Here is a 26,432-nt window from a genome sequence, read left to right as displayed (position 1 = left end):
TTACAACCCGACACGGCGACACGGTTCCAATGGCGGCCTGTCCCCGATAGAGTTTGAACGGCAGTACGCACTAAACGGCTGAAGAGTGTCTACAAAAGCCTGGGCGATTCAAACCTTCCGGGGAAGCTGTTCGCCGACCCAACTGGAACCAATGCACAGGCCCTACTATTTTCGGAGCCAGCATTACTGAGCCGTTTTGGCGACAACAACGCCGCATTCAATGAATGGCGCAATGCGTTCATCAAGAAGAAGAGAGCTGTACAAGTACCGCCCCAAGCAATTACAGCGCGCCAACTCGATGCACGTCATTTTCTCGACGGAGCCAACGCAGTGCTATTTGGTTACCGTCACTTCAACTGGACGGCGATATTTGACAAAGCCGCCTCGCAGTTCAGAAAACGCCACAGGAAAGTACACACGGCATCGAACTCGCCTAAACCCAGGGACGGCTATGCCTTCTTCCCAATGCAGGTATCCAGCGACACCCAGCTTCTCCTCAATAGCAAACTCGACAACATCAAGGCGCTGACAGAGATCGTATCTCGATGCACTCTCCCCATCCTGATCAAGCCTCACCCGGCGGAGATCGACACCCGCTACATCCATCGCGCCATCGAGCATGCAAATCTTGGTGGTCGCGTCCATGTAACAAGCTGCAATACAACTGTTCTGATTGAAGCTGCCGATGTCGTGTACACGATCAATTCAACGGTTGGACTGGAAGCAAAGATACTCGGCAAGACCACGCATTTCCTTGCTGACAGCATCTATGCGCAGATTGATCAGAACACGCTCCCAAACTACATCATGGGCTACCTGCTTGACGTAGATTTCTTTGATACAAGCAACACACCAATCCCATCGCACATTGTGGAAAAGCTGCATGCGAGGGCCCGACTTAGGGCAATCGCTTAGTCCAGACGGGTTAAGCCCAGCGCACCATCGAAGTGATGGCGTTCCAACCACTCAACTCGGATTGATCTTCCAAGATCCCGCGCTGCCGCACACAGGTTTCAAGGCACGTCTCATTTCTTTTCGGCAGGCCAGATGCTTTGATTCGTCGAGCAATCATCGCCTTCCACTGCTGAGAACGCCCTGTAGACCAAAGACCGCACCATCAGTCACTTGGTGACCGACGATGTGACTACAAGGACCAAACATGCAAGCCCTGCTCCCCCAAACCGCCAATGCGGTCGCGATACGTGTTTTCCAGATCGAATCACAGGCTATTTCCGCACTGGCCGAGCAGCTGGATGCGGATTTTGAGCTAGCAGTACGCGCCATCCTTGCTTCGTCGGGGCGGGTCATCATCTGTGGCATGGGTAAATCCGGCATCATCGGCCGGAAGCTGGCCGCAACGCTTGCCAGCACTGGTACCCCTGCCTTTTTTATGCACCCGGCCGAGGCTTTTCACGGCGATCTTGGCATGGTGACCGCCAGCGACGTGTTCGTCGCCATTTCCAACTCTGGCTCGACCAAGGAAGTACTCAAACTGCTTCCATTCTTGAAAGACAACGGAAACACGCTTATCGCCATCACCGGCGTGCCAGGCTCCGCGCTCGCCCAAGCCGCCTCATTCCATCTGAATGTCGCCGTTCGTGAGGAGGCGTGCCCTCTGCAGCTCGCACCAACAGCGTCAACGACGGCGGCGTTGGCAATGTGCGATGCACTTGCGGTTGCGTTGATGGAAGCCCGCCAGTTCAAGCCCGAGAACTTCGCCAGATTCCATCCGGGAGGAGCGCTGGGTCGGCGCCTGCTGCAGCGCGTAGAACATGAGATGGTCTGCAATGATCTGCCCCTGATAGGCACCGACGCGCCTGCAGCCAGCGTACTGCAGGCCATTACCCGATCCAACCTCGGCCTTGCCATTGTCGAGTGTGAGGACAGCTGGGGCATCATCACTGATGGCGATCTGCGCAGGGGCGTGACGCGCTATGGCTCGACGTTCTTCGAGAGAACGGCCGAGGACCTCATGACAACCAACCCCGCCACCATCAATAGCAGCTGCCGCGTTGAGGCTGCGTTGGAACTCATGGATGAGCGCGGCATATCCGCACTACTCGTGATTGATGAAAGCCGCCTGCTCGGCGTTTTCAAAAAGTAGCTCACCTTCAAGCTGAAGCTGCCAGCCGGGGCGCACGGAAACGCAGTGCGCCAGCGTGTCTTGCAACACCCTGTCCATCTCCCACCAAGTCGCCATGTTCCCTCATCAAGCACGCACACGCTATTCCGCCCAGCCCTGCAGCCAAGCAGCGGTTCTGAAGAACAGAACGCACACCGTAAGCGTTCTTCCCGAACTGGAAATCACATTCAAGGAGCTCAAGTATGCCGACGGCGGCCACCTCGATGCATAGCCGCTCAATCCTCATTTGCGGCGGCGCCGGGTACATCGGCAGCCACATGGCGCAATGGCTGGCCGCGCGCGGGCACACAATCACGGTACTGGACAATTTCTCCACCGGACACCGGCCAGCCGTACGTTGGGGCGAGCTGGTGGAGGCAGATCTGATGGATCCCAATGCCTTGGAGCAGGTGTTCCAGCGCAAGCACTTCGATGCCGTGATGCATTTCTGTGCTCGCTCTTTGGTTGGCGAATCTGTCACCAGACCCTATCGCTATTACGCAAACAATGTCACTGGAACGCTGAATCTGCTGGAGGCAATGCGGCGCCACGGTGTTGACCGAATTGTGTTCTCTTCCACGGCGGCTATCTTTGGAGCGCCCGATTGTGATGTGATTGATGAAGACCAGCCTTCGGTTCCAATCAACCCCTACGGGGCAAGCAAGCTGATGGCCGAGCGCATCTTTGCCGATGCGGCTCATGCCTACGGATTGCGCTCCGTGGCACTGCGATACTTCAATGCAGCCGGTGCTTTGCCAGAGCATGGAATCGGCGAGGCGCATGCCTGCGAAACCCACCTCATCCCCAATGTTCTGCGCTCGGCCCTCGGCCACGGCGCAGCATTGAAGGTGTTCGGCGACGACTACACCACCCACGATGGAACCTGCGTCCGCGATTATGTCCATGTGCAGGACCTCGCCCAAGCACATGCGCTGGCGCTGGACTTCATGGACCGGCACCCAGGCGCGCACGCGTTCAACCTGGGCAATGGCCAAGGCTTCTCTGTCCGTGAGGTCATTACCGCAGCATCCTCGATCGTGGGCCGCAGCATCCCATACGACATCGCTCCCCGCCGCACAGGGGATCCAGCCAGCTTGGTGGCGTCAAGTCGCAAGGCGCGCGAGCAACTGGGCTGGCGACCGCAATGGACCGAACTCGAACCCATCATTGAAAGCGCTTGGCGGTGGCATCGCGCCCCACCCGATTGGTTCCCCAGCCAAACCTAGCCACATCCAGCGATCTGGAAATCAGTCCTCCAGCCGTGGCCTGCCGACGCTTTCCCCGTCAGACCACTTGCTGGCCGGCCGCCGATTCGGGCAGCCGGCCATATGACTCACATAGGTCAGGCGATATCCAGCACCGGGAATGCCTTGACCATATCGTCCAGCGCCTTGATCTGCGCCAGGAACGGCTCCAGCACATCCAGCGGCAATGCACTGGGACCGTCGCAGCGCGCATTGTCCGGATCGGGATGCGCCTCGAGGAACAGGCCGGCGATGCCTACAGCCATACCCGCACGCGCAAGTTCGACCACTTGGCGGCGGCGGCCACCGGAGGCTTCGCTGCCGGCATCGCGGCGCTGCAGGCTGTGGGTGACGTCGAAGATCGCCGGCAGGCCGCCAGTGGCTTCGATCATCTCGCGGAAGCCAAGCATGTCCACGACCAGGTTGTCGTAACCGAACTGAGCGCCGCGTTCGCACAGGATGATCTGCTCGTTGCCGGCTTCGCGGATCTTGCTGACGATGTGCTTGATCTGGGTCGGGCTGAGAAATTGCGGTTTCTTGATGTTGACCGCACGACCGGTGCGGGCAATCGCCGTCACCAGATCGGTCTGGCGGGCCAGGAAGGCCGGAATCTGCAGCACGTCGACCACTTCAGCGACCGGCGCCGCCTGCGCCACTTCATGCACGTCGGTGATTACCGGCACGCCGAAACGCTGCTTGACCCGCTCGAAGATGCGCAGCCCTTCTTCCAGCCCAACGCCCCGGAAAGAGGTGATCGAGGAGCGGTTGGCCTTGTCGAACGAGGCCTTGAACACGTACGGGATACCCAGCTTGCGGGTGACCTCCACGTAACGCTCGGCGGCGTAGAGGGTGGAGTCCAGGTCCTCCAGCACATTGAGCCCGCCAAACAGCACGAAGGGCAGCTTGTTGCCGACCACTACCCCGTCCGAAATCGTCACGTTCATCTGTCTATCCTGTTCAAACCGGGGAAACCCCAACCAAGGGTGGCGAATATGGCCGAAAACAGCTCTCAGGGACAGGTCCTGTCGTCCTGAAATCCGCGCTGCTGGCCACCACCACCCCTTTCGTGCTCAACCGGTAAACCCCAGCCCAGCGCGGGCGGGGCCAATCGGTTCACTCTGATACTATGTGGCACTCACTCCGTCGCCCCCACCCGAAGTTTCCGACGGCGCCAAAATAACGTTAAGAAACAGGAGTTTGAATGTCTTCCGAGCTGCTCAAGGCCTTGGCGCTGGATGCCACCAACGCTGGCACCTACATGGGCAACGGGGAATGGTCCGCCGCCACCGGCGCGGGCGTCCTCAAGCCGCAGAACCCGACCACCGGCGAAGTGATCGCCGAGGTCCAGGCGACGACCGAAGCTGACTACGAAACCGTCATCGCCCGCGCGCAGGAAGCCTACAAGGTATGGCGCACCACCCCGGCACCGCGCCGCGGCGAAGCCGTGCGCCTGTGCGGTGAAGCACTGCGCAAGCACAAGGACGCACTGGGCTCGCTGGTCGCGCTGGAAATGGGCAAGTCCAAGCCGGAAGGCGACGGCGAAGTGCAGGAGATGATCGACATCGCCGACTTCGCACTGGGCCAAAGCCGCATGCTGTACGGCTACACCATGCATTCCGAGCGCCCCGGCCACCGCATGTACGAGCAGTACCACCCGCTGGGTCTGGTCGGCATCATCTCGGCCTTCAACTTCCCGGTCGCGGTGTGGAGCTGGAATGCGTTCCTGGCGGCCATCTGTGGCGACATCTGCATCTGGAAGCCGTCCAACAAGACCCCGCTGACCGCCATTGCAACGATGAAGATCTGCAATGAGGCGCTCGAAGGTGCCGGCTTCCCGAACCTGTTCTTCCTGATCAACGATGCCGGCACCGCGCTGTCGGAGAAGATGGTCGACGATCGCCGCGTGCCGCTGATCTCGTTCACCGGTTCCACCCAGGTCGGCCGCACCGTCAACCAGAAGGTTGCCCAGCGCCTGGGCCGCTGCCTGCTGGAACTGGGCGGCAACAACGCCATCATCATGGACGAGACCGCCGACCAGAAGCTGGCCGTGCCGGGCATCGTGTTCGGCGCCGTCGGTACTGCCGGCCAGCGCTGCACCACCACCCGCCGCCTGATCGTGCATGAATCCATCTACGACAACGTGCTGGCTACGCTGATCAAGGCCTACAAGCAGGTCGAAGGCAAGATCGGTGACCCGACCGACGCCGCCAACCTGATGGGCCCGTTGAACAGCCCGGAAGCCGTGCAGCAGTTCCTGGCCTCGATCGCCAAGGCCAAGGCTGCCGGTGGCACCGTCGAGACCGGCGGCACCGCCATCGACCGCGCTGGCAACTTCGTACTGCCGGCGATTGTCACCGGCCTGAAGAACAGCGATGAAATCGTCCAGCACGAGACCTTCGCGCCGATCCTGTACGTGATGAAGTACAGCACGCTGGACGAAGCCATCGACATGCAGAACGGCGTGCCGCAGGGCCTGTCCTCGTCGATCTTCACCCAGAACCTGAAGACCGCCGAAAAGTTCCTGTCGGCTGCCGGCAGCGACTGCGGCATCGCCAACATCAACATCGGCACGTCCGGTGCGGAGATCGGTGGCGCTTTCGGTGGCGAAAAGGACACCGGCGGTGGTCGCGAGTCCGGTTCGGATGCATGGAAGGTCTATATGCGCCGCCAGACCAACACCATCAACTACTCCGACTCGCTGCCGCTGGCCCAGGGCATCAAGTTCGATCTTTGATCGTGTCTGCCCCGGCTTTGGTCGGGGCGTTGAACCGGGAGAGTTCCCAGCTGTAAAGCTGCCCTCACCCCAACCCCTCTCCCGCGTGCGGGAGAGGGGCTTTCTACAGCTGAAACGGAGTTCCCGATGAGCATTCCTGCACCTCGCCAGACCAGCAGCTACGCCGTGATCAGCCTGGTCGCCGGCATCCTTGGCTGGACCTTGTTGCCCGCCATCGGCAGCATCTGCGCCATCATCTTCGGCCATATGGCACGTGGCGAAATCCGCCGCAGCAACGGCCAACTGGAAGGCGATGGCCTGGCCGTGGCCGGGCTGGTGCTGGGCTGGCTGGCTACCGCGCTGTGGCTGATCGGCATCATCTGCTTCATCGCCATCCTGGTGTTCTTCGGAGGCCTGGCTGGCCTCGCGGCGATGCACTCCTGAGGCCGGTATGGGGCAATCCGATTCAACCCAACGTTTCAGCAGCCGGGTAGCAGACTATGTGCGCTATCGCCCGGGCTATCCATCAACGCTGCTGGAATGGCTGCACCGCGATATCGGCCTGCCCCGCTCTGCCCTGGTCGCCGATATCGGTGCCGGCACCGGTATTTCCAGCGAGCTGTTCCTGGCAGCTGGTCATCCGCTGATCGCGGTTGAACCCAATGCCGCAATGCGCGCCGCAGCCGAACAATGGCTGCTGCCCGGGTATCCGCAATTGCAATCCGTCGCCGGTACCGCCGAGGCCACAACCCTGGCGGACCACAGCGTTGATCTGGTCGCGGCCGCGCAGGCTTTCCACTGGTTCGATACCGCCGCTGTACGTCGCGAATGGATGCGCATCCTGCGTCCGGGCGGACTGGCACTGGTGTACTGGAACTCACGCCTGCTCGATGCCTCGCCGTTCCTGGCCGGCTACGAGCAGCTGCTGCTGGACTACGGCACCGACTACACCGAGGTCGCCGAGCGCTACCAGGACGACCAGACCATGCGCGACTGGTTCGGCGATGGGCTGCGCGGCCTGGTCCACCTGCCGAATGTGCAGCACCTGGACTACGACGGCCTGCGTGGCCGGCTGCTGTCTTCCTCGTACGCACCGCAAGCCGGCCACGAACGTCATTCCCCGATGCTGGAGGCCCTGCAGCGCCTGTTTGATGCGCATGCGGTCGATGGCAAGGTTGCCTTTGAGTACCAAACCCGCGCCTTTGTTGGCACGCTGAACTGAGCTTATGTATTCCATTGCCCGCCCCTTCCTGTTCACCCTTGATGCCGAGCGCGCGCACGGCCTGGGCCTGTCCGCGCTGGATCTTGCCTGGCGCACCGGCACCACGCCGCTGATTGCCGGCCGCATCAAGCCGCTTCCCACCCCGGCGTTCGGCCTGAGCTTCCCCAACCCGGTTGGTCTGGCCGCTGGCCTGGACAAGAACGGCGAGCACATCGAAGCCCTGTTTGCATTGGGCTTCGGCTATGTCGAGATCGGCACCATCACTCCGCGCCCGCAGGACGGCAGCCCCAAGCCGCGCCTGTTCCGCCTGCCTCGGCACAACGCCATCATCAACCGCATGGGTTTCAACAACCTCGGTGTTGATGCACTGGTGAAGAACGTGGAGGCGGTCAAGCATCGTCCCGGCCCGCTCGGCATCAACATCGGCAAGAACAAGGACACGCCCAACGAGGACGCGCTGTCCGATTACCTGATCTGCATGGAAAAGGTCTATCCGCTGGCCGACTACATCACCGTCAACATCTCCTCGCCCAATACCGCCGGCCTGCGTGAGCTGCAGGAAGAGCAGGCATTGCGGCGGCTGGTTGGCGGCCTGCGCGAGGCGCAGGAGCAACTGGCGGCCAAGCACGGCAAGCGCGTGCCGATGCTGGTCAAGGTGGCGCCGGACCTGAGTGACCGCGACATCGATGCCGCCGCGCGCGTACTCGGCGAGCTGAGCGTGGATGGCGTCATCGCCACCAACACCACCATCGGCCGGCCCACGGTCGAAGCGGATCCACTGTCCAAGGAAATCGGTGGCCTGTCCGGCGCGCCCTTGCTCGGCCAATCCACCCTGGTCTTGCGGCGCCTGCGTGCGCGCCTGCCCGAGTCGGTACCGCTGATTGGCGTCGGTGGCATCAGCTCGGGCGCGGATGCTGTCGCCAAGATGGCAGCTGGCGCGACCCTGGTGCAGTGCTATAGCGGGCTGATCTTCCAGGGCCCAAGCCTGATCGGTGACTGCGTGAATGCCATCCGTCGCCGTCGCGAATCCCCGTCGGGAGGCGCCGTCGCACCGCTATGACGAATGCCGCCCTAGCTTGGTCTTTGACAGAGAACGCTCCACTGCGCCACCTCAACACCTTCCATGTCGACGCCCGTGCACCGCGCATGTTGCGTATCGCCGATCCCATTGCCCTGCCTGAAGCGCTGGCCGCCATCGGTGCGGCAGACCTGCTGGTGCTTGGCAGCGGCAGCAACGTGCTGCTGGCCGCCGATCCGGAAGATGTGGTGCTGGTGTTCGACAACCGCGAGATCAGCGCGCTGGAACACCGCGCCGACCACACCATTGTCCGCGCAGGCGCTGGCGTGATCTGGCACGAACTGGTGATGTGGTCCTTGAACGAAGGCCTGTCCGGTCTTGAGAACCTGGCACTGATCCCCGGTACTGTCGGCGCCGCGCCAATCCAGAACATCGGTGCCTATGGCGCCCAGGTCGGTGAGTTCATCCAGATCGTCGAGGCCTGGGACCGGCAGGAGCAGGTCTGGGTGCGCCTGGACCAGGAAGCCTGCCGCTTCGGCTACCGCGACAGTCTGTTCAAGCATGAGGCTGATCGCTACCTGATCACCGCCGTCGAGTTCCGCTTGCCGCTGCTGCACGAGCTGCAGCTGGACTATGCCGGCATCCGCGAGGAGCTGCAGACCATGGGAATTGAGTTCCCGGTCTCGGCCGACGTGGCCAATGCCGTCATCGCCATCCGTCAACGCAAGCTGCCTGACCCGGATGTACTCGGCAATGCCGGCAGCTTCTTCAAGAACCCGATCCTGCCGCTGGAACAGATCGACGTGCTGCTGCAGCACTACCCCGAGCTGCCCGTGTTCCCCGGCAACGATGTGCGCAACCGCAAGGTATCGGCGGCATGGATGATCGAGCAGGCCGGCTTCAAAGGCCAGCGTGACGGCGATGCCGGCGTCTCGCCCAACCACGCCCTGGTGCTGGTCAACCACGGCAATGCCACCGGCGCCGAGCTGCTGGCGTTTGCCCGACGTGTATCTGCAGCCGTGCTGGAGAAGTTCGGCGTACCGATTGAACCCGAACCAAGGCTGGTTGGCGCCCGCTGGTGAATACTGCCTTGGCTGCACCCCGCTCCACCGCAATGCGCGCTGCCCTGCTGATGTTCGGCAGCGCCATGGCTTTCGGCCTGATGGCCATCGCCATCCGTCTGGCAACCGCCTATGTCCCCACCCAGGAAGTAGCGTTCTTCCGCAACAGTTTCGGGCTGCTGGCGCTGTTGCCGATGCTGCTGCGGCCGGGCCACGCGCCGTTGCGTACCCAGCAGTTGCCGCGCTACTTCCTGCGCAGCGCAATTGGCCTTGCCTCGATGTTGTGTGGTTTCTGGGCCATTGGCCACCTGCCGCTGTCGCAAGCCATCTCCCTGTCCTACTCCACACCGTTGTTCGTCACCATCGCCGCCGTGCTGTGGCTGGGTGAGAAGGTCCGCTTCCGCCGCTGGGCGGCGGTGATTGTCGGCTTCATCGGGGTGTTGGTGATCGTCCGTCCAGGCGCCCACAGCTTCGAGCTCGGCAGCCTGATCGCGGTGCTGGCCGCCGTGCTCAGCGCGCTGGTCGCGATCCAGATCAAGCAGCTCACCCGCGTCGACAGCCCGGATACCGTGGTGTTCTACACCTATGTGTTCTGGGTGCCGCTGTCGTTGATTCCGGCATTGTTCGTCTGGGTCTGGCCGACCGGCATCGCCTGGCTGTGGCTGGTGGCGACCGGCGTGATGGGCACACTGGGCCAGCTGCTGTGGACCCGTGCGCTCAAGCTGGGTGAAGTTTCCGCACTCACCCCCATCAGCTTCACCCAGCTGCCCTTGGTGGTAGTCATGGGCTGGCTGCTGTTCGGTGAAACACTGGACCGCTGGACCGTGATCGGCGCCCTGATCATCCTCGGCGCCAACGCTTATATCGCCCACCGCGAAGCGGTATTGGCGCGTCGGCAAGACATCCTGCAGAACGCCCGGGCCGGCGACACCCCGGCCTGAATTGAGCCCAGCCGTCGTCAGCGCTGCAGCAGCATCACCAACAAGGGCGCGACGGCGACGTTCAACACACCGGCCATCACCATCACCAGCCCGGCGATTGCCCCCTCGCTCTCGCCCAGCTCGCGCGCCTTGGCCACGCCCATGCCATGCGCGCCCATGCCAAACAGCGCACCACGTGCCATCGCACTGCGCACCGGCAGTAGCTTGAGCAGCACCTGTCCGCACAGCGAGCCGCAGACGCCGGTGATGATCACGAACACCGCAGTCAGCCCGGGGATGCCACCGATGCGTCCGGAGACGTCCATCGCAAACGGTGTGGTGACCGAGCGCGGCGCCAGGCTCAGGCGCAGCTCCGGCGACAGGTGCAGAGCCGTGGCCATCGCCCACGCAGCGACGATCGCCACCCCACTACCGACCAACACACCTGCACCCAGCACCTTCCAATGCCGCGCAATCAACGCCCGCTGCTGATGGATGGGCACCGCGAACGCAACCGTCGCCGGCCCCAGCATTGCCACCAGCCAATGCGTGCCACGCAGGTAGTCGTGGTAGTTGGCGTGCAACACCAACGCAAGACCCAGCAGGACCAATGGCGCAGTGATCAACGGTGACGCCCAGGCCTTGCCGCTGCGCAGATACAACTGTTTGGCCAGCAGGTAGACCGCCACCGTCAGCACGGCCCAGAACACCGGCCACAGCAATTGCCCCGGTTGTTGGATCAGCGCGTCAAGCTTCATAGCGCAGGCTCCACCGCAGCAACAGTTCGACGGTCACCGCCGTGCTTGCCATCACCAGCAAGGTGCCGCCCACCACCACCAGCAACAGTTTCAGTCCAAGCAAACCGAACATCTGCCGGTTATCGAGCAGGATCATTGCCGCTGGCACGAAGAACAACAGCATTTCCGCCAGCAGCCACTGCGCACCACGCGCGAACGAGCGCGGCGACAACCAGCGCATCGCGAAGGCCAGCAGCAGCACCAACAAGCCAACGATGCCGGCGGGTACCGGCACGCCCAGGCGCTGCATCAGCGCCTGCGCCAGCAGCCAGATCACCACCAGCACGCCGATCTGCAAGCCGGCGCTACGGCGCAACCCACGTCGCAGTCCGAGTTGGCCGCGACGCAATGACGACATCAAGGTTTCCATTCCTCCTATGTACGCCGGGCTTATCTATAAATAAAATGAATTGATTGCATCCATAGGATTCCATTTAAGAATGGATATCAGGCAGCTACGCATGTTGGTGGAAGTGGTCCGCCATGACGGCTTTTCAGCGGCCGCCGAAGCAGTATTCGCGACCCAACCAACCATCAGCAAGGCCATCCGCCAGCTGGAGGATGAGCTGGGTGAAGTGCTGCTGCAGCGCTCCCGCAACGGGGTACGGCTGACCCCAGCTGGGCAGATCGTCTACCGCCGCGCACTGGCCCTGCTCGGCGAACGCGAAGACATGTTGCGCGAACTGGAAGAACTGCGCGACCTGCAGCGAGGCGAACTGCACCTGGGCCTGGCCTCGCTGGGCAGCGACATCCTGTTCGCGCCGGTGTTTGCACGCTTCCGCCAGCTCCATCCGCAGATCGAGTTGCGTGTACTCGAACGCGGCAGCGAGGCACTTGAGGAAAGCCTGCGCGCCGGCGAGATCGAGCTGGCCGCCAGTCTGCTGCCGGTCGCCGACGACCTGGACTGGCAACCGGTGCGCACCGAACCGCTGGTCGCGCTGCTGCCGCGCCAGCACCCATTGGCGGGCTCGGCCACCCTGCAACTGCAGGATCTGGCAGATGTGCCTTTTGTGCTGTTCGAGAAGGGCTTCCTGCTGAACCGCCACATCATCCAGGCCTGCCAGGTTCGCGGCTTCAGCCCGCGCGAAGTCACCCGCAGCGGCCAACCGGACTTCATCGTCGCGCTGGTCGCGGCGGGTCTGGGCGTGGCCCTGCTGCCACGCATGATCGCCAACGCCCGCCCGCGTGCGGACGTCGTGATCGTGCCGCTGGATGAGCCGGAGCTGGACTGGAAAATGGTGCTGGCCTGGCGGCGCGGCGGCTATCTGTCTGCCGCCGCACAGGCCTGGCTGCGGCTGGTGGAGGCGCAGCACGGCCAGGCCGATTGATACTTACGCCGTCGACAGCTTCGGCGCCCCCTGCAGGCGCTGCGCCACCTGCGCGGCGTCGACCGCACGGTCATACAGGAAACCCTGGCCAATCCGGTAACCAGCCTCAATCAGGATCTGCCGCTGGCTGGCGTTCTCCACTCCCTCGGCAACCAGATCAAGGCGCAAGCTCGGCCCAAGCTTGCCGACCGCTTCGACTATCGCGCGGATCGATGGCTCGGCCACCATGCGGGCGACGAAGCTGCGATCGATCTTGAGCACATCAATCGGGTAGTCGCGCAGGTGCGCCAATGAGGAATGCCCGGTACCAAAATCGTCCAGTGCGATCCGCATGCCGGCGTCCTTCAACAGACCCAGCGCACGGGCGACGAAAGCTGAGCCACGATCGGTCAGTACCTGCTCGGTGATCTCCAGCTCGATCAACACCGGGTCGACCGCAAACCGCTGCAGTTTCTCCAGCAGGATCTCGGCAAAGTCGTCACGGAGGAACTCCACCGGCGCGGCATTGATTGCGATCGGTAACACCTGCAGGCCCTGCGCCTGCCACGCACGGATATCCGCCAATACCTGCAGATGCATGGCCTCGGCCAGACGGGAAGCGAGCTCATAATCGCGAAACGCCTCATCAAGCTGGCAGTCTTCGCCGATGCCTTTGTCTTCGACGCAAGGCCAACGCAGCAATGCCTCGTAACCGACGACGCGACCATCCTGCAGGTTCACCTTCGGCTGGTAATGCGGCACCACGCCACCGTCGCGCACCAGTTGGCGCGCCATCAATCGTTGATTCGCTGCCTCCTCGGCGATGGCCATCAACCGCCGACTGTACAAACGCACGCCACCGCGCCCGTTGGCCTTCAGATCATTCAACGCGGTGTCGGCTGCTTTCAACAGCTCCGCCGGATCACAGGCATCGCGTGGATACATGGCACAGCCGATACTCATCCCGGTATTGATCACCTGCCCGGCAAAGGTCACCGAGCTTTCGGCCAGCAAACTGATGCCTTCGGCAACCTGCAGCAACTCGGCCTCACCGGCAATGTGCTCCAGTACCACCGCGAACTCATCGCCCCCCAGGCGCGTGACCAGGGTCGTGTCGGAAACGTGCGCCGCAACCCGCCTGGCCAGCACCCGCAGCAGGTGATCGCCAGCCGAATGCCCCAACGTGTCGTTGACGTGCTTGAAGTGATCCAGGTCGATGATCATCAACCCAAGGGTTCCATTGCACTCACGCTGGCGCTGCAAGCTCAACCGCAGCCTGCGATTGAACGAGCGCCGATTTGGCAAACCGGTCAACTCATCGATTTCGCAGGCGATCCGCAGCCGCCGCTCGGCGTGCTGCTGCCGGCTGACATCACGCGAGACACACAGGATGCCGCTCACCTGTCCTTGCCCGTCAAACATCGGGGTGAGGACGTTGTCCCAGAACTGCGTAAGCGCGCCTTCGCTGCCGGTCTGGCCTGCAAAGCGCGCCGCCCGCCCACCCGCGGCCTGCGCCAACGCTCGCCGTCCCTTGTTGCGAAAAGCCGCAGGCAAAAGATCGGCCCACTGCATTCCGAACGTGCGCTCGTCCTGCGGCAGCCCGAACGCCACGCAGCCGGAGCGATTCATGTGCCGCACCGTGCCGTCGCTGTTTATCACCTGGATGCAGTCCATGCTGGCATCCAGCATCCGGTCCTGCAGATCCAGGCTCTGCTCCAGAGAATGACGCAGGCGACGCCTGGCACTGATATCCGTCATTGTCACCGCCTGCAACGGAACCTCCGCTGCGGGGCTCCCCAGGCGCACCTCGAACCAGTGTTCGATGCCGGCCTCATCCTGCAGACGACATTCAAATGCGGGCGCATGCCCATGCAGCAGGAACTCGCGCCAGCCCGCTATCGCCAGCGCACGCTCATCGGCATGCACACGCTCAAGCCAATCACGTGAACTTCCCAGCGCCGCATCATTGCCGAAGAACTCACGCCAACGCAGATTGGCCTGCACGGGCACACCATCGTGAACCATCGCAGCCATCTGCGGCAACGCGTCCAACACTGCCTGCAACTGCACATACAAATCCGTCAATCTCCCCCTCCCTGGTGACGGTTCAACAGCCTCGTCCCAAAGCATTGCACTTCCCCCTGATGCATTGCCTCCACCGATCACGCAGCAACATCATGCAGTACAGCAGGCGTGGCTGAAGTGAAAACCGTGTGTACGCGGTAGCGAAGGATAACGATTACAGCGCAGTGACACATCGCAACGGTGTCCAACACCCGATGGCGCACAGAAGCGCAAGCGCGCTTCCGCCGACCGAGATCACAATCCGGCCCAACCCCATCCGAGCAGGCACACGGCAGCTGGAAACCGCACAGCTAGCGCGCAACGCCCCACTCGACCACAACATAGCGGATGAGCTTGCTTCCGAGCCTTCTCTCCACGCCAGGACCGACACCCTGTCGCGCCTATTCATCTGCACCCCGAGCCGCACTGCGATCAAGTCTGCTTCTCAATTCCCGCGCCCCGGAACATGAATACCTGGTCGTATCCACACGATCAACACTGGCATTCAAAAGCATTCCAGCGGCAAATCCGAATGCGATCAGCGCAAATTCCCCGCTGTTTCATCACTTTTCGCCGCCCACAGTCTGGGGAATACCTACAGCCTGGATCAGCTGGAAAACATAATATTTTCGGCTCGATTTGAAGCTTCAAGGCATATCAGCACCACCAATCACAAGCACCCACTACGCGGCCGGAGTATGCACTGCCAGCTTCGCTGGCAACTCCAAGCCAGGCATGCTCCCCTCCCTGTCATAGCGGGACACCCCGCAAGCGCACGAGGTGCGCATTCGGATTACCGAGCATCTGCGCTGAACAGCATGCCCCGCGCAAGTCCAATTCCATCGTGAGTTGACGGTCAACTCCGCGCAGCCACGCCTCAACCTACGGGCTCTCTGCCTGGACGAAATCCATGTCATCGCCAATCAGCGCGATAGCGCAGGTTGCGCCTGATGCATTGCGCTGTTCCGCCAACAGCGGGGTGGCCACTCACACAGGTCTTTGCTTCATCACGTAGTTGTTCCACCACCGCACTTGCTCGCAGCACCTGGAGTGAGCCCTTCCCAACCACTCATGCAGAAAACGCATGAGCCAACCCCCGCGCCTGCATCGCCGACGTACGGGTACAGCCTGCTTCGCAACGCCGCCCTCGACTCGCGTTCTTTTCAACTGCTACCAACTGCGCTGCAGGCATCACCACGGTCAACCAACACTCCGCAGCAAATGCACGAGCAGTGTTGACGTCACCCGCAACAAACAGGAAAGACAAATGAACTTCATCAACACCAACGTCGCCAAGACCGCCGCATTGGCGCTTGCACTGTCCTGCCTGATGGCACCTGCGGCGCAGGCCGCATCGGGCACCATCACCTTCAAGGGCGAGATCGTCCAGTCCACATGCGACGTAAGCACGGCCAGTGTGGACCAGACCGTCACCATCGGTACTTTCCCGACCACACTGTTCAAGGAAGCCGGTGATGTGTCGGCGCCCAAGAGCTTCAACATCGACATGGAAAACTGTGAAGCCGGCACCTACACGCTGCGCTTTGACGGCACCACGCCAGCCGGCCATCCGGAACTGCTTGCGGTAAGCAAGGCAACTGGCGTCGGCATTGAGATCCTGGACAACAACGACAAGGTATTCCCGATCAATCAGGACCTGATGGACCCGGCACTGGTCACCGTTGCTGCCACGGGCAAGGCAAGCGTCAATCTGAAGGCGCGCTACAAGTCCTTCGAGAAGGATGTCGGTGCCGGCATCGCCGACGCGAACTCGACGTTCTCCATCGAGTACCGCTGATGCTGTCCGTGGGGCTGAGGACGCGTTGTCGTTCCCAGCCCCGCGGCTTATCCGCGTGAGCGCCCGCCCTAACAGTGAACTCCATAGCAAGCCCGATGATTCTCATGCACGCCTCCAACTGCCCGCCGACGAAGTGGTGGATCGCCCTGGCCATGCTGCTCTGCCTGTCCTCACCCCATGCTGCCCATGCAGCGGTGCAAGTGCAGACCACACGCGTCATCTATGACGCAAAGTCCGCCTCCGCCGCGATGACGCTTTCCAACAAAAGCAGCCTTCCCTACATGGTCCAGACCTGGCTGGACGACGGTGACGACTCCGCAGTCCCAAGCGACCTGCCAATGGTGATCACACCTCCACTGATGCAGTTGGCGCCAGGCGAGCAGGCAGTCGTCCGCACCATTTACGCCGGCAGCGGGCTACCAGCCGACAAGGAGTCGCTGTTGTGGATCAACGTGCAGGAAATCCCCCCAACTGCGGAAGCCGACAACGTTCTGCAGGTAGCCATCCGCACCCGTATCAAGCTGTTCTACCGGCCGCGTGGCCTCGACCAGACGCTGGATGAAGCCGCGCGCAGCTTGCAGTGGCGCACCGACGGCCAACGCCTGGAGGTTCGCAACAACAGTCCGATGCATATCACCTTCTCGCATCTGCAAGGCCGGGCAACCGCGGGCATCGGCAACGATATCGAGCTGGACATGATCGCGCCCGGCCAGACACTCTCCGTGCCGCTGTCCAAGCTCGACCTTGGCGATGTCCAGTCGCTGCGTTTTGGCTACATCAACGACTACGGCGGCATCAGCGACGTCAACGATGTGCCATTCCGGTCCTGAGCCAAACTCCGATCCACTTCGCGATTTCCTTCATGCTTCGCAGAATCCGTGTAACGCCGCGGCCGGGAAGTGCTGCCCCTCGCTTGGCACCACTGGCGATTGCCCTCAATGCATTCAGCATCGACAGTGCAGTTGCTGCAGCAAATTTCAATATGGATTTTCTGCGCGCCGGCAGCAGCCAAGCGGATGTCGCCGCGCTATCCCGCCCCGGCGCAATCCTGCCCGGCACCTATCCATTCGCCATCTATCTCAATGGCAATGAGGTGGCTCGCGAAGAAATCGTGTTTGCGGCGTCCCCGTCCGGCCAGACCGAACCCTGCCTTTCGCGCAGCCGGCTCAAGCAGTGGGGCATCCGCCTGGAGGATGCGGAGACTGGTGCAGGCGATGCACCTGACTGCCATGTACTTGCCCATTCCATTCCTGATGCACGCGTCAGCTATAACGGCAACCAGCAGCGTCTGGATCTGCGTGTACCCCAGGTGCACCTGCTCAACCTGCCGCGCGGACATATTCCAAAGGGGCTGCGCGACCAGGGCATCAACGCGCTGCTGGTCGACTACGCATTAAATGGCGCGCACAACGACCACAAGCAGCAGCGCCGCGATGACTACTTTTTTGCATCGATCAACAGCACGCTCAATGCAGGCATGTGGCGCTTCCGCCATACCGCCAGTGCCAACCGATCAAACAATGACAGCCGAACGCACTGGACAACACAGGGCTTCCGTGCCGAGACCGATCTAGGGTCCTCGCACAGCAGGTTGACGCTTGGTGATACCTATACCGCACATGGGGTCTTTGACAGCGTGCGCTTTCGCGGCATACAGATGTCCAACGACGATGAGATGCTGCCTTACAGCCAGCGCAGCTATGCCCCCGTGGTGCGCGGCATCGCCGCCAGCAATGCACGTGTGGAAATCCGTCAGGACGGGAGCCTCATCTATGCATTGAACGTGGCCCCGGGTCCCTTCCAGATCGACGATATCGTGCCCAATCGTCTGAGTGGCGAACTGGATGTCTCCATTGTCGAAGCCGACGGTTCGCTGCAACGTTACAAGCAATCCTTTTCCGCGGTCGAAACCATGCTGCGACCGGGCCTGGTGCACTACGAATTCAGCGGCGGCGAACTGCGCAATGGCTACGACCGCTACCAGCCGCGTTTTGTGCAGGCTACCGCAGCACGCGGGCTGGCATCGGACACCACACCGTATGCCGGCCTGCTGTTGTCCGCCAACTACAGCGCTTTAGCGGTTGGTGCGGCCCAAAGCCTGGGCAAGTTTGGCTCGGCCTCCATCGATGTCATCCACGCCCGCACCCGGCTTGCCCAGGGCAAGGTCAGCAACGGCCAGAGCTATCGCTTCCTGTATTCCAAGTCACTGAATGCACATGGGACCGAGTTCCGTCTGGTCGGTCATCGCTACTCCACCTCCGGCTACTACGATTTCAGCGATGCCTCGGCGGAGCGTGCGCAATGGCGCCACGGCTATTACGAAGCCAGCTACGACGAGCAGATCGAATACCCCGATCACGCAGCGCCGTGGACGCAAGCGCGGCAGCATCTGATCCAAAGCCAGCGCTACCACAACAAACGCAACCGCCTGGAAATCGCGCTGAACCAGCGCATATCGGACGACTACTCGCTCAATGCCAGCTACAACAAGCAGGACTATTGGGGCGCCAGTGAACGAGAGCGTGAACTGCAGCTGGGATTGAACGGCCGCTTGGGCGCCATCAGCTTTGGCACCTACTTCAGGCACAGCGAAGGACGCTACAACCGCGCCGACCGTTCATTCGGGCTGACGCTTTCACTGCCGCTTGATGGCCTGGGACTGCGCCGCAGCAGCAGTTCTGCTTCCTACAGCCACTCACGCAGGAGCGGTGCAAGCTACCAATCGGGGATGAATGGCTCGCTGCTGGATGGCGACCGGTTGGGCTACGGGCTGAACATTGGTAAATCCGATACCGGCAAGATCGGTTCGGCAAACCTGCGTTACATGGGGAGCAAGGGCGTCGCCACGATCGGGGGCACGCTTGCGGACAGCTACTCCCAGATCAACTGGGGGGTACGCGGCGGCTGGGTCCTGCACCGCAATGGCCTTACCTTCGCGCAGTCCTTGCACCGTACCAATGTGCTGGTGCATGCACAGGATGGCGCAGGCCTCGGCCTGGAGAATCAGTCCGGTGTGCGGCTGGACCGGCGCGGCTATGGCCTGGTCAGCGGCGTCAGCGCTTATCGCAGCAATCGGGTGGCCCTGCGCACCGATGACCTTGGCGCTGACATCGATGCCAGCAGGACTGCCAGAAACATTGTTCCAACCCGCGGTGCCTTGACGCGGGTGGACTTTGAGACCCGTCGTGGCATCAGCCTGATGATCCACCCCATCCTGGTCGAGGATATCCGCGTACCCCTCGGCGCCACGGTATTCGACAACGATGGCCTGAGCCGCGGCATCGCCGGCCCCAATGGCGAGATCTTCGTCAGTGGCGTGCACCTGGGCGACCGGCTCTCCGTCCGCTGGGGCACGAGACCTGATCAGCGCTGTGAGATGCGCCTGGAGCAGATCCAGGCAAGCCCTTCCCACATGACCCTGCCCGGTTACCGGCGCGTCGCATTGCACTGCGTTCCGCCGGGCCAACGACAATGAAATTGACGATGAAGAAAGTATTACTCAAGGGCTTTTCAGCACTGATGCTTCTACTGGTGCTGCCAAACGCAGCGTGGGCCCTGTCCTGCAAGGATGCCATGACCGAATCCATCAATCAGGTCATCACACTGCACGACGAGATCGTGATTTCCAAGGGTGACGCAGTTCGTGGCCGGCTGCTGTGGCGCTCGGAGGACTACACCGTGAGCTTCCGCTGCGTGGACGCGCAAGGTGCACCGCAAGGGGAAGACGCTTTCTTCTACTGGGACCCGGACAGAACCGTTGCACAGATCCATCCTTCGATCGAGATTGGCGTGACCATCAAGAATGTCGACCACGACATCAACGGAGGCGACCCCAGAATGCTGGCAGGCAAAGGAACCGTGCCGCCAGCCAACCGCCCGAACTGCAAGATGTATTGGAACAACGCCAGGGCAAAACGATGTGCAACCTCGATGGTGTTGTACGTCACCTTCTCCATCTACATCAAGGCCACAGGCAGCCCACCGCCCCAGAATGGACAAATCAACAACTGGGGGGTCTACGATCTATTCCAGGTGGATGGCGAGGGCGGCCTGAACACCGTACCCAACTCGAATTTCCGCGCAGGTGTGTCCGGGCTCGGACAGATCCACTTCATCGCCTGTAATCCGAGCATCACGATCATCGGCAACTCGGGAAGCATGGTGAATTTTGGCCGCATCCCGGTTGCGGACATCAACAAAGGCAAGGTCCAGTCACAGGTCCCTTTTCAAATCCAGGTCGACATGACCCATCCCGGCGCGGGCAATGAATGCAGCAATCGAACGCTGATCGCTTCAATCAGTACCCTCAACACTGTCAAGGACGGCATCCTGATCATGCCGAAACTCAACGGCGGCTTCGGCATCGCGATATCCCAGGCAGATACACCCGGCCACTTCATCCAACTCAAGAAATCCATTGCACTGGGTCCAGTCAACAACACGCTGATGAACTACGACTTTCTCGCCTCGTTGATCTGGACCGACGACACCGCACAACTGGGGCCGTTCTCGGCAACCGCCACGGTCAATGTAACGTTCCGCTGAAGCCGGGCGGGACGCCCTGAGAGCGGCACCCCAGATGGAACAACCGGATCTGCTGGCGCCGATCCCACGCAACCGTTCCGCTTGCTGAGACTGAAGAACACCACAGCCAACCGGACAAAGAGGTAGCGCGTATTGCCGGAAGCGTCGCCGTCTTCAGGGCAACTCGCACTGAGCAAGCACGGAACCAATCAACTGCCGGCCCGCGGACTGCGTCTTGCAACCTTCGGCTTGGCCGCGTCCGGCCTCAACCGCCCAGCGGCAGCCACCTTGAGCAAGCGCCGGAATGTTGGGCATTCGGCGTGGTTCACCGCAGGGCATGCTGCTGCATGACGCAGACCCTGGCTCATCGCCCGCAGGCGCTTTACGGTTGCATCGATCTCGTCGGCCTTGGCCAGCAGCAGCGTCCGATCAACCCGCGGGGCACCTTTCGGCGACAGCATGGCCTGGATCTCATCCAGCGACAGCCCACCAGCCTGACCGAGGGCAATCAAAGCCAGTTGGTCAAGCACGTCGGCCGCAAAGTGCCGCCGCCCACCCGCTGCGCGACTTGCCACGATCAGGCCCTTGTTTTCGTAGAACCGTAGCGTGGAGGACGGCAGCCCCGTTCGCCTGGCGACTTCTGCGATGTCCATCCTAGACCCTTGACTTGAAGTTGACTTCAACTTTTAGCATGTCTCGGGCAACAGATGGGTCATTGCAGAGGAACCGACATGACGTGGATGGATGTACTGCGGATGGTAGTGGTTGGAATCGGGGCGACCATCGTGATGGATGCCTGGACCCAAACCCTCAAACGACTCGGCGCGGCCACGCTCGACTACGCACTGCTCGGGCGCTGGGCCGGTCACCTGCGCGGGGGCACCTTCGCCCATCCCAGCATCAGGCATGCGGCGGCAATACCCGGCGAGCGGCTGCTTGGCTGGGGCATCCACTACGCCGTTGGCATCGCATTCGCAGCCTTGCTGCTGGCGATTCAAGGCCCGTCCTGGCTGCATCGCCCCACCTTGCCACCTGCCTTGGCCGTAGGCGCAGCGACCGTAGTGGCACCGCTATTGGTGATGCAGCCTGCGATGGGTGCAGGGTTCATGGCATCGAAGACGCCAACGCCGCTGCAGAACTGCCTGCGCAGCCTGGCCACGCATACCGTGTTCGGACTGGGGCTGTATCTTTCGGCTACGCTGATGATGTTCCTTGAGGCCTGATATGACGACCAACGAAATCCGCTTTCGCGATGGCGCTGCGTATGAGCGCTACATGGGTGCATGGAGCCAGCTTGCCGGCGAAGTATTCCTCGATTGGCTAGCCCCGGCACCACAGCAGCAATGGTTGGATGTGGGCTGTGGCAACGGCGCTTTCACCCAGATGATCTCCGAACGCAGCGCGCCAGCGTCGCTGCACGGTGTGGATCCATCCCGCGAACAGCTCGCCTATGCGCAAGCCCAACCAGCGCTGCAGGCAGCAGTGTTTGAACAAGGTGATGCGATGGCCCTGCCCTGCCCGGCTTCTGCCTTCGATATCGCCGTGATGCCGCTGGTGATCTTCTTTGTCCCGGAGCCCGCTCGCGGTGTGGCTGAAATGGCACGCGTGGTTCGCCCGGGCGGCAGCGTCGCCGCGTACGCCTGGGACATGCCGGGTGGCGGATTCCCCTATGAGATGTTGCTGGCAGAGATGCGCGGGCTTGGCCATACCGTTCCGTCGCCACCCAGCCCTGAAGCATCGCGAATCGAGGTATTGCAGCAGTTGTGGAGCGATGCGGGCCTGGAAGCGATTGAAACCCGCGAAATCGACGTATCCCGCACCTTCGCCGATTTGGAGGATTTCTGGTCCACTGCGCTCGGTGCGCCCAGCGTCGGCTCGACGCTCGCGGCAATGACCGCCGAGGAGCGCGCCTTGCTGAAGGATCGGATCAGTGCTCGCCTGGCGGCGGATGCCGAAGGACATATCACCTGTCGCGCGCGCGCCAATGCAGTGAAGGGCCGAGTTCCGGACCAGACTTGCCCAGGATGACGCAACTCCCGCATCGCGCTCAATGCAGCTGTCCTCAGGCAAAGCGCTGGCCTGTGGGAGCGGCGTAAGCCGCGAAGCTGACGCTGTTCGAGCTCTCCGGGCACCCGTGCCATCTTGATGATGTACGTGCTTCGCGGCTTACGCCGCTCCCACAAAAGAAAAATCCGATGCCAGAGGTCTGGCATCGGATTCCGGGTTGCTCATTGAACAGCACTACGCGCTACACGGGCGTTTGACTTGCTAGCGCCAGTTGCTACCGCGCCGTATCAGATACCCGATCACTCCCACTCGATCGTCGCAGGCGGCTTGCCGGAGATGTCGTAGACCACGCGCGAGACGCCACGCAGTTCATTGATGATGCGGTTGGAGACGCGGCCGAGGAAGTCGTACGGCAGGTGCGCCCAATGCGCGGTCATGAAGTCGATGGTCTCCACTGCACGCAGTGCAATCACCCACTCATAGGCACGTGCATCGCCAACCACACCCACCGACTTGACCGGCAGGAACACGGCGAAGGCCTGGCTGGTCTTGTCGTACAGATCGGCGGCACGCAGTTCCTCGATGAAAATCGCGTCGGCCTTGCCCAGCAGTTCAGCGTATTCGCGCTTCACTTCGCCGAGGATGCGCACGCCCAGGCCCGGACCCGGGAACGGATGACGATAGACCATCGCGCGCGGCAGGCCGAGTTCGACGCCGAGGCGACGCACTTCGTCCTTGAACAGCTCACGCAGCGGCTCGACCAGCTTGAGCTTCATGTCTTCCGGCAGGCCGCCCACGTTGTGGTGGCTCTTGATGACGTGTGCCTTGCCGGTCTTGCTGCCAGCCGACTCGATCACGTCCGGATAGATCGTGCCCTGCGCCAGCCACTTGGCATTGCTCAACTTGTTCGATTCTTCATCGAAGATTTCGACGAAGAGGTTGCCGATGATCTTGCGCTTGGCTTCCGGATCGCTGATGCCTTCCAGTGCCTTGAAGTAACGGTCGGCGGCATTCACGCGCACGACCTTGACGCCCATGTTCTCGGCCATCATCTGCATGACCTGGTCGCCTTCCTGGAAGCGCAGCAGGCCGGTGTCGACGAACACGCAGGTCAACTGGGTGCCGATGGCCTTGTGCAGCAGTGCTGCGACCACCGAGGAATCAACGCCGCCGGACAGGCCGAGGATCACTTCATCGCTGCCAACCTGCTCGCGCACGCGGGCGATCTGATCGTCGATGATGTTGGCCGCGGTCCACAGCGTGGCGCAGCCGCAGATATCGGTGACGAAGCGCTTCAGCAGCGCCGAGCCCTGCTTGGTGTGGGTCACTTCCGGGTGGAACTGCACGCCGTACCAACGCTTGTCTTCGTTGGCCATCGCGGCCACCGGGATGCGGTCGGTCACGGCGGTGATGGCGAAGCCCGGCGGCACGTGGGTGACGTGGTCGCCGTGGCTCATCCACACATCCAGGCGCGGCTCGCCGTTGTGGTCGGACAGGCCACCCAACAGTGCGTCGTTGCCGACCAGCTTGACCTCGGCATGGCCGAACTCGCGCTGGTCAGCGGCTTCGGTGCCACCGCCCAACTGCTTGGCCATGGTCTGCAGGCCGTAGCAGATGCCCAGCAGCGGCAGGCCGCTGTCGAACACTTCCTGCGGCGCAGCCGGCGCGCCAGGCAGCGTGGTGGTTTCCGGGCCGCCGGACAGGATGATGCCCTTGGCACCAAAAGCGGCGATCTCGGCCGGATCGTGGTCCCATGCCCAGATTTCGCAGTACACACCGAACTCGCGGATGCGGCGCGCGATCAGCTGCGTGTACTGTGCGCCGAAATCGAGGATGAGGATCTTGTCGTTATGGATGTTGGTCATAAAGCCCGGCAAGTGATCAATGAAAACGGGAGTCGATGCAAAACGAATGGCGGATAGAGAAAGAGGAACGGGACCAGGTCCACGTTCCTCTTCTGCTTACCGCATCAAGCGCGGTAGTTCGGCGGCTCTTTGGTGATCTGCACGTCGTGGACGTGGCTCTCACGTTGGCCGGCACCGCTGATCTTGACGAAGTTCGGCTTGGTGCGCATTTCTTCGATGGTGGCGCAGCCCACATAGCCCATGGTCGCGCGCAGGCCACCGATGAGCTGGTGGATGATGCCGCCAACCGGGCCGCGATACGGCACACGACCTTCGATGCCTTCCGGCACCAGCTTGTCGGCGGTGGCGGCGTCCTGGAAGTAGCGGTCCTTGGACCCCTTCTCCATCGCAGCCAGCGACCCCATGCCACGGTAGCTCTTGTAGGAGCGGCCCTGGAACAGTTCGGTTTCGCCCGGCGACTCCTCGGTACCTGCGAGCAGGCCGCCGATCATCACCGTCGACGCACCAGCGGCCAGCGCCTTGCCGATGTCGCCGGAGTAACGGATGCCACCGTCGGCGATCAGCGGGATGCGATCCTGCAGCGCTTCGGCAACCAGGTCGATCGCGGTGACCTGCGGCACGCCGACACCCGCGACAACGCGCGTGGTGCAGATCGAGCCCGGGCCGATACCAACCTTGACCGCATCGGCGCCGCTGTCGAGCAGGGCCAGCGCAGCATCACCGGTGCAGATGTTGCCACCGATGACCTGTACGTTCGGGAAGTTCTTCTTCACCCAGCGCACGCGGTCCAGAACGCCCTGCGAATGGCCGTGCGCGGTGTCCACCACCAGCACGTCCACGCCGGCGGCGACCAGCGCCTCGACGCGGCGGTCGGTGTCACCACCAACGCCGACCGCAGCACCAACCAGCAGGCGCGTTGCGGCGTCCTTGGCAGCGTTGGGGTTGTCGCTCTTCTTCTGGATGTCCTTGACCGTGATCAGGCCGCGCAGTTCGAACGCGTCGTTGACCACCAGGACTTTCTCGATGCGGTTCTTGTGCAGCAGCGACAGGACTTCGTCCGAGGCCGCGCCTTCCTTCACCGTGACCAGGCGATCCTTCTTGGTCATGATGTGGCGGACCGGATCGTCCAGCTCGGTCTCGAAGCGCATGTCACGGTGGGTGACGATGCCGGCCAGCAGGCCATCGCTGCCAACCACCGGCACGCCGGAGATGTTGTGCGCCTGGGTCAGGGCCAACACGTCACGGATCGTGGTTTCCGGACCAACGGTGATCGGGTCGCGGATGACGCCGGATTCGAACTTCTTGACCTTGGCCACTTCGGCAGCTTGCTGCTCGACGGTCAGGTTCTTGTGCAGGATGCCAATGCCGCCGATCTGGGCCATGGCAATGGCCAGGCGGGCTTCAGTGACGGTATCCATGGCGGCCGAGACAATCGGCAACTTCAACCGCAGGTCGCGCGTCAGCCGCGTGCCAAGGTCAACGTCCTTAGGCAGAACGATGGAGTGAGCGGGGACGAGGGAAACGTCATCGTACGTTAGTGCTTCAGCCTGGATGCGCAGCATCGGCGTGCCCGGTAGATGTGGGGAAGCGCGACATTTTACCCTTATTTGCCCGCCGATGTCAGGGGGCAAGTGCGACGCAGTGTCGCGCTGGCGGGGAGGTGTTCAGGGACCACGGTCTGTAGTGGGGGGGGGGGGGGGGGGGGGGGGGGGGGGCGGGCGGGGGCGGCGGGGCGGCGGGGGCGGCGGGCGACTCGTGGGCTGGGGGAGG

General features: G+C 62.2%; 23 protein-coding genes. 16 read left to right on the top strand and 7 right to left on the bottom strand.

All coding sequences use genetic code 11. From position 1 onward, the window contains the following. The first annotated feature begins 330 nt into the window (after nt 1-330). From ACVOLI_RS15470 to galE, 3 genes are all read left to right on the top strand, one after another. Nucleotides 331-915 (top strand): capsular polysaccharide export protein, LipB/KpsS family, encoded by a 585-nt coding sequence (locus ACVOLI_RS15470; RefSeq protein ID WP_481615100.1) that lies wholly within the window; start codon nt 331-333, stop codon nt 913-915. A gap of 244 nt (nt 916-1,159) precedes the next feature. Next, nucleotides 1,160-2,104 (top strand): KpsF/GutQ family sugar-phosphate isomerase, encoded by a 945-nt coding sequence (locus ACVOLI_RS15465; protein ID WP_481615099.1) that lies wholly within the window; start codon nt 1,160-1,162, stop codon nt 2,102-2,104. A 221-nt stretch (nt 2,105-2,325) separates the two neighbouring features. After that, nucleotides 2,326-3,348, top strand: coding sequence for a UDP-glucose 4-epimerase GalE (galE, locus tag ACVOLI_RS15460; protein ID WP_481615098.1), 1,023 nt, complete (start codon nt 2,326-2,328; stop codon nt 3,346-3,348). Between the two features lie 116 nt (nt 3,349-3,464). On the opposite strand, the gene kdsA is transcribed toward galE, so the two are convergent. Further along, a complete protein-coding gene (gene kdsA / locus ACVOLI_RS15455) occupies nt 3,465-4,310 on the bottom strand; it encodes a 3-deoxy-8-phosphooctulonate synthase (protein WP_481615097.1) in 846 nt (281 codons plus the stop codon). A 257-nt stretch (nt 4,311-4,567) separates the two neighbouring features. Here kdsA and amaB point away from each other — a divergent pair, with 257 nt between their 5' ends. The 6 genes from amaB (at nt 4,568) to ACVOLI_RS15425 (ending at nt 10,321) form a co-directional block, all read left to right on the top strand. Beyond that, nucleotides 4,568-6,100 (top strand): L-piperidine-6-carboxylate dehydrogenase, encoded by a 1,533-nt coding sequence (amaB, locus tag ACVOLI_RS15450; protein ID WP_296250624.1) that lies wholly within the window; start codon nt 4,568-4,570, stop codon nt 6,098-6,100. Nucleotides 6,101-6,226: 126 nt separating this feature from the next. After that, nucleotides 6,227-6,523 carry a DUF4190 domain-containing protein gene (locus ACVOLI_RS15445; RefSeq protein WP_282269011.1) on the top strand — a complete coding sequence of 99 codons (297 nt, stop codon included), beginning with the start codon at nt 6,227-6,229 and terminating at the stop codon, nt 6,521-6,523. 7 nt (nt 6,524-6,530) lie between these two features. Next, nucleotides 6,531-7,301 (top strand): class I SAM-dependent methyltransferase, encoded by a 771-nt coding sequence (locus ACVOLI_RS15440; RefSeq protein WP_481508257.1) that lies wholly within the window; start codon nt 6,531-6,533, stop codon nt 7,299-7,301. 4 nt (nt 7,302-7,305) lie between these two features. Further along, nucleotides 7,306-8,361: a quinone-dependent dihydroorotate dehydrogenase gene (locus tag ACVOLI_RS15435; protein WP_481615096.1), complete on the top strand. Its 1,056-nt coding sequence runs from the start codon at nt 7,306-7,308 to the stop codon at nt 8,359-8,361. Continuing rightward, nucleotides 8,358-9,401 (top strand): UDP-N-acetylmuramate dehydrogenase, encoded by a 1,044-nt coding sequence (gene murB, locus ACVOLI_RS15430; protein ID WP_481615095.1) that lies wholly within the window; start codon nt 8,358-8,360, stop codon nt 9,399-9,401. Before ACVOLI_RS15435 ends, murB begins: the two co-directional genes overlap by 4 nt. A 32-nt stretch (nt 9,402-9,433) precedes the next feature. Next, the gene (locus ACVOLI_RS15425) at nt 9,434-10,321 is read left to right on the top strand and encodes a DMT family transporter (protein WP_481615101.1); all 888 of its coding nucleotides are present in this window, start codon (nt 9,434-9,436) and stop codon (nt 10,319-10,321) included. 17 nt (nt 10,322-10,338) lie between these two features. Here ACVOLI_RS15425 and ACVOLI_RS15420 read toward each other — a convergent pair whose 3' ends face one another. Beyond that, nucleotides 10,339-11,058, bottom strand: a complete 720-nt coding sequence (locus ACVOLI_RS15420; protein ID WP_481615094.1) for an LrgB family protein — start codon at nt 11,056-11,058, stop codon at nt 10,339-10,341. After that, nucleotides 11,048-11,455, bottom strand: a complete 408-nt coding sequence (locus ACVOLI_RS15415; protein WP_481615093.1) for a CidA/LrgA family protein — start codon at nt 11,453-11,455, stop codon at nt 11,048-11,050. Before ACVOLI_RS15415 ends, ACVOLI_RS15420 begins: the two co-directional genes overlap by 11 nt. An 82-nt stretch (nt 11,456-11,537) precedes the next feature. Here ACVOLI_RS15415 and ACVOLI_RS15410 point away from each other — a divergent pair, with 82 nt between their 5' ends. Next, nucleotides 11,538-12,425, top strand: coding sequence for a LysR family transcriptional regulator (locus tag ACVOLI_RS15410; RefSeq protein ID WP_481615092.1), 888 nt, complete (start codon nt 11,538-11,540; stop codon nt 12,423-12,425). A 3-nt stretch (nt 12,426-12,428) separates the two neighbouring features. Here ACVOLI_RS15410 and ACVOLI_RS15405 read toward each other — a convergent pair whose 3' ends face one another. Then, nucleotides 12,429-14,489 (bottom strand): putative bifunctional diguanylate cyclase/phosphodiesterase, encoded by a 2,061-nt coding sequence (locus ACVOLI_RS15405; RefSeq protein ID WP_481615091.1) that lies wholly within the window; start codon nt 14,487-14,489, stop codon nt 12,429-12,431. Nucleotides 14,490-15,735: 1,246 nt separating this feature from the next. On the opposite strand from ACVOLI_RS15405, the gene ACVOLI_RS15400 reads away from it, so the two are divergent. From ACVOLI_RS15400 to ACVOLI_RS15385, 4 genes are all read left to right on the top strand, one after another. Then, nucleotides 15,736-16,266, top strand: a complete 531-nt coding sequence (locus tag ACVOLI_RS15400) for a fimbrial protein (protein WP_481615090.1) — start codon at nt 15,736-15,738, stop codon at nt 16,264-16,266. A gap of 95 nt (nt 16,267-16,361) precedes the next feature. Then, complete coding sequence (locus tag ACVOLI_RS15395; protein WP_481615089.1) at nt 16,362-17,096, top strand: fimbrial biogenesis chaperone; 735 nt, start codon at nt 16,362-16,364, stop codon at nt 17,094-17,096. 152 nt (nt 17,097-17,248) lie between these two features. Then, nucleotides 17,249-19,741, top strand: coding sequence for a fimbria/pilus outer membrane usher protein (locus ACVOLI_RS15390; RefSeq protein WP_481615088.1), 2,493 nt, complete (start codon nt 17,249-17,251; stop codon nt 19,739-19,741). Nucleotides 19,742-19,749: 8 nt separating this feature from the next. Continuing rightward, nucleotides 19,750-20,811: a fimbrial protein gene (locus ACVOLI_RS15385; protein WP_481615087.1), complete on the top strand. Its 1,062-nt coding sequence runs from the start codon at nt 19,750-19,752 to the stop codon at nt 20,809-20,811. A gap of 188 nt (nt 20,812-20,999) precedes the next feature. Here the strand turns inward: ACVOLI_RS15385 and ACVOLI_RS15380 are convergent, their stop codons facing one another. Continuing rightward, complete coding sequence (locus ACVOLI_RS15380; protein ID WP_481615086.1) at nt 21,000-21,443, bottom strand: helix-turn-helix domain-containing protein; 444 nt, start codon at nt 21,441-21,443, stop codon at nt 21,000-21,002. A 78-nt stretch (nt 21,444-21,521) separates the two neighbouring features. On the opposite strand from ACVOLI_RS15380, the gene ACVOLI_RS15375 reads away from it, so the two are divergent. After that, complete coding sequence (locus ACVOLI_RS15375; RefSeq protein ID WP_481615085.1) at nt 21,522-22,013, top strand: DUF2938 domain-containing protein; 492 nt, start codon at nt 21,522-21,524, stop codon at nt 22,011-22,013. A gap of 1 nt (nt 22,014) precedes the next feature. Further along, on the top strand, nt 22,015-22,818 hold the full coding sequence (locus ACVOLI_RS15370; protein WP_481615084.1) for a class I SAM-dependent methyltransferase: 804 nt from the start codon (nt 22,015-22,017) through the stop codon (nt 22,816-22,818). A 278-nt stretch (nt 22,819-23,096) separates the two neighbouring features. On the opposite strand, the gene guaA is transcribed toward ACVOLI_RS15370, so the two are convergent. Continuing rightward, nucleotides 23,097-24,662 carry a glutamine-hydrolyzing GMP synthase gene (gene guaA, locus ACVOLI_RS15365; RefSeq protein WP_481615083.1) on the bottom strand — a complete coding sequence of 522 codons (1,566 nt, stop codon included), beginning with the start codon at nt 24,660-24,662 and terminating at the stop codon, nt 23,097-23,099. Nucleotides 24,663-24,766: 104 nt separating this feature from the next. Beyond that, a complete protein-coding gene (guaB, locus tag ACVOLI_RS15360) occupies nt 24,767-26,224 on the bottom strand; it encodes an IMP dehydrogenase (protein ID WP_481615082.1) in 1,458 nt (485 codons plus the stop codon). Nucleotides 26,225-26,432: the final 208 nt, after the last annotated feature.

This window comes from Stenotrophomonas sp. STEN029 (assembly GCF_056760015.1).
This window is presented reverse-complemented; position numbering and strand designations above follow the sequence as displayed.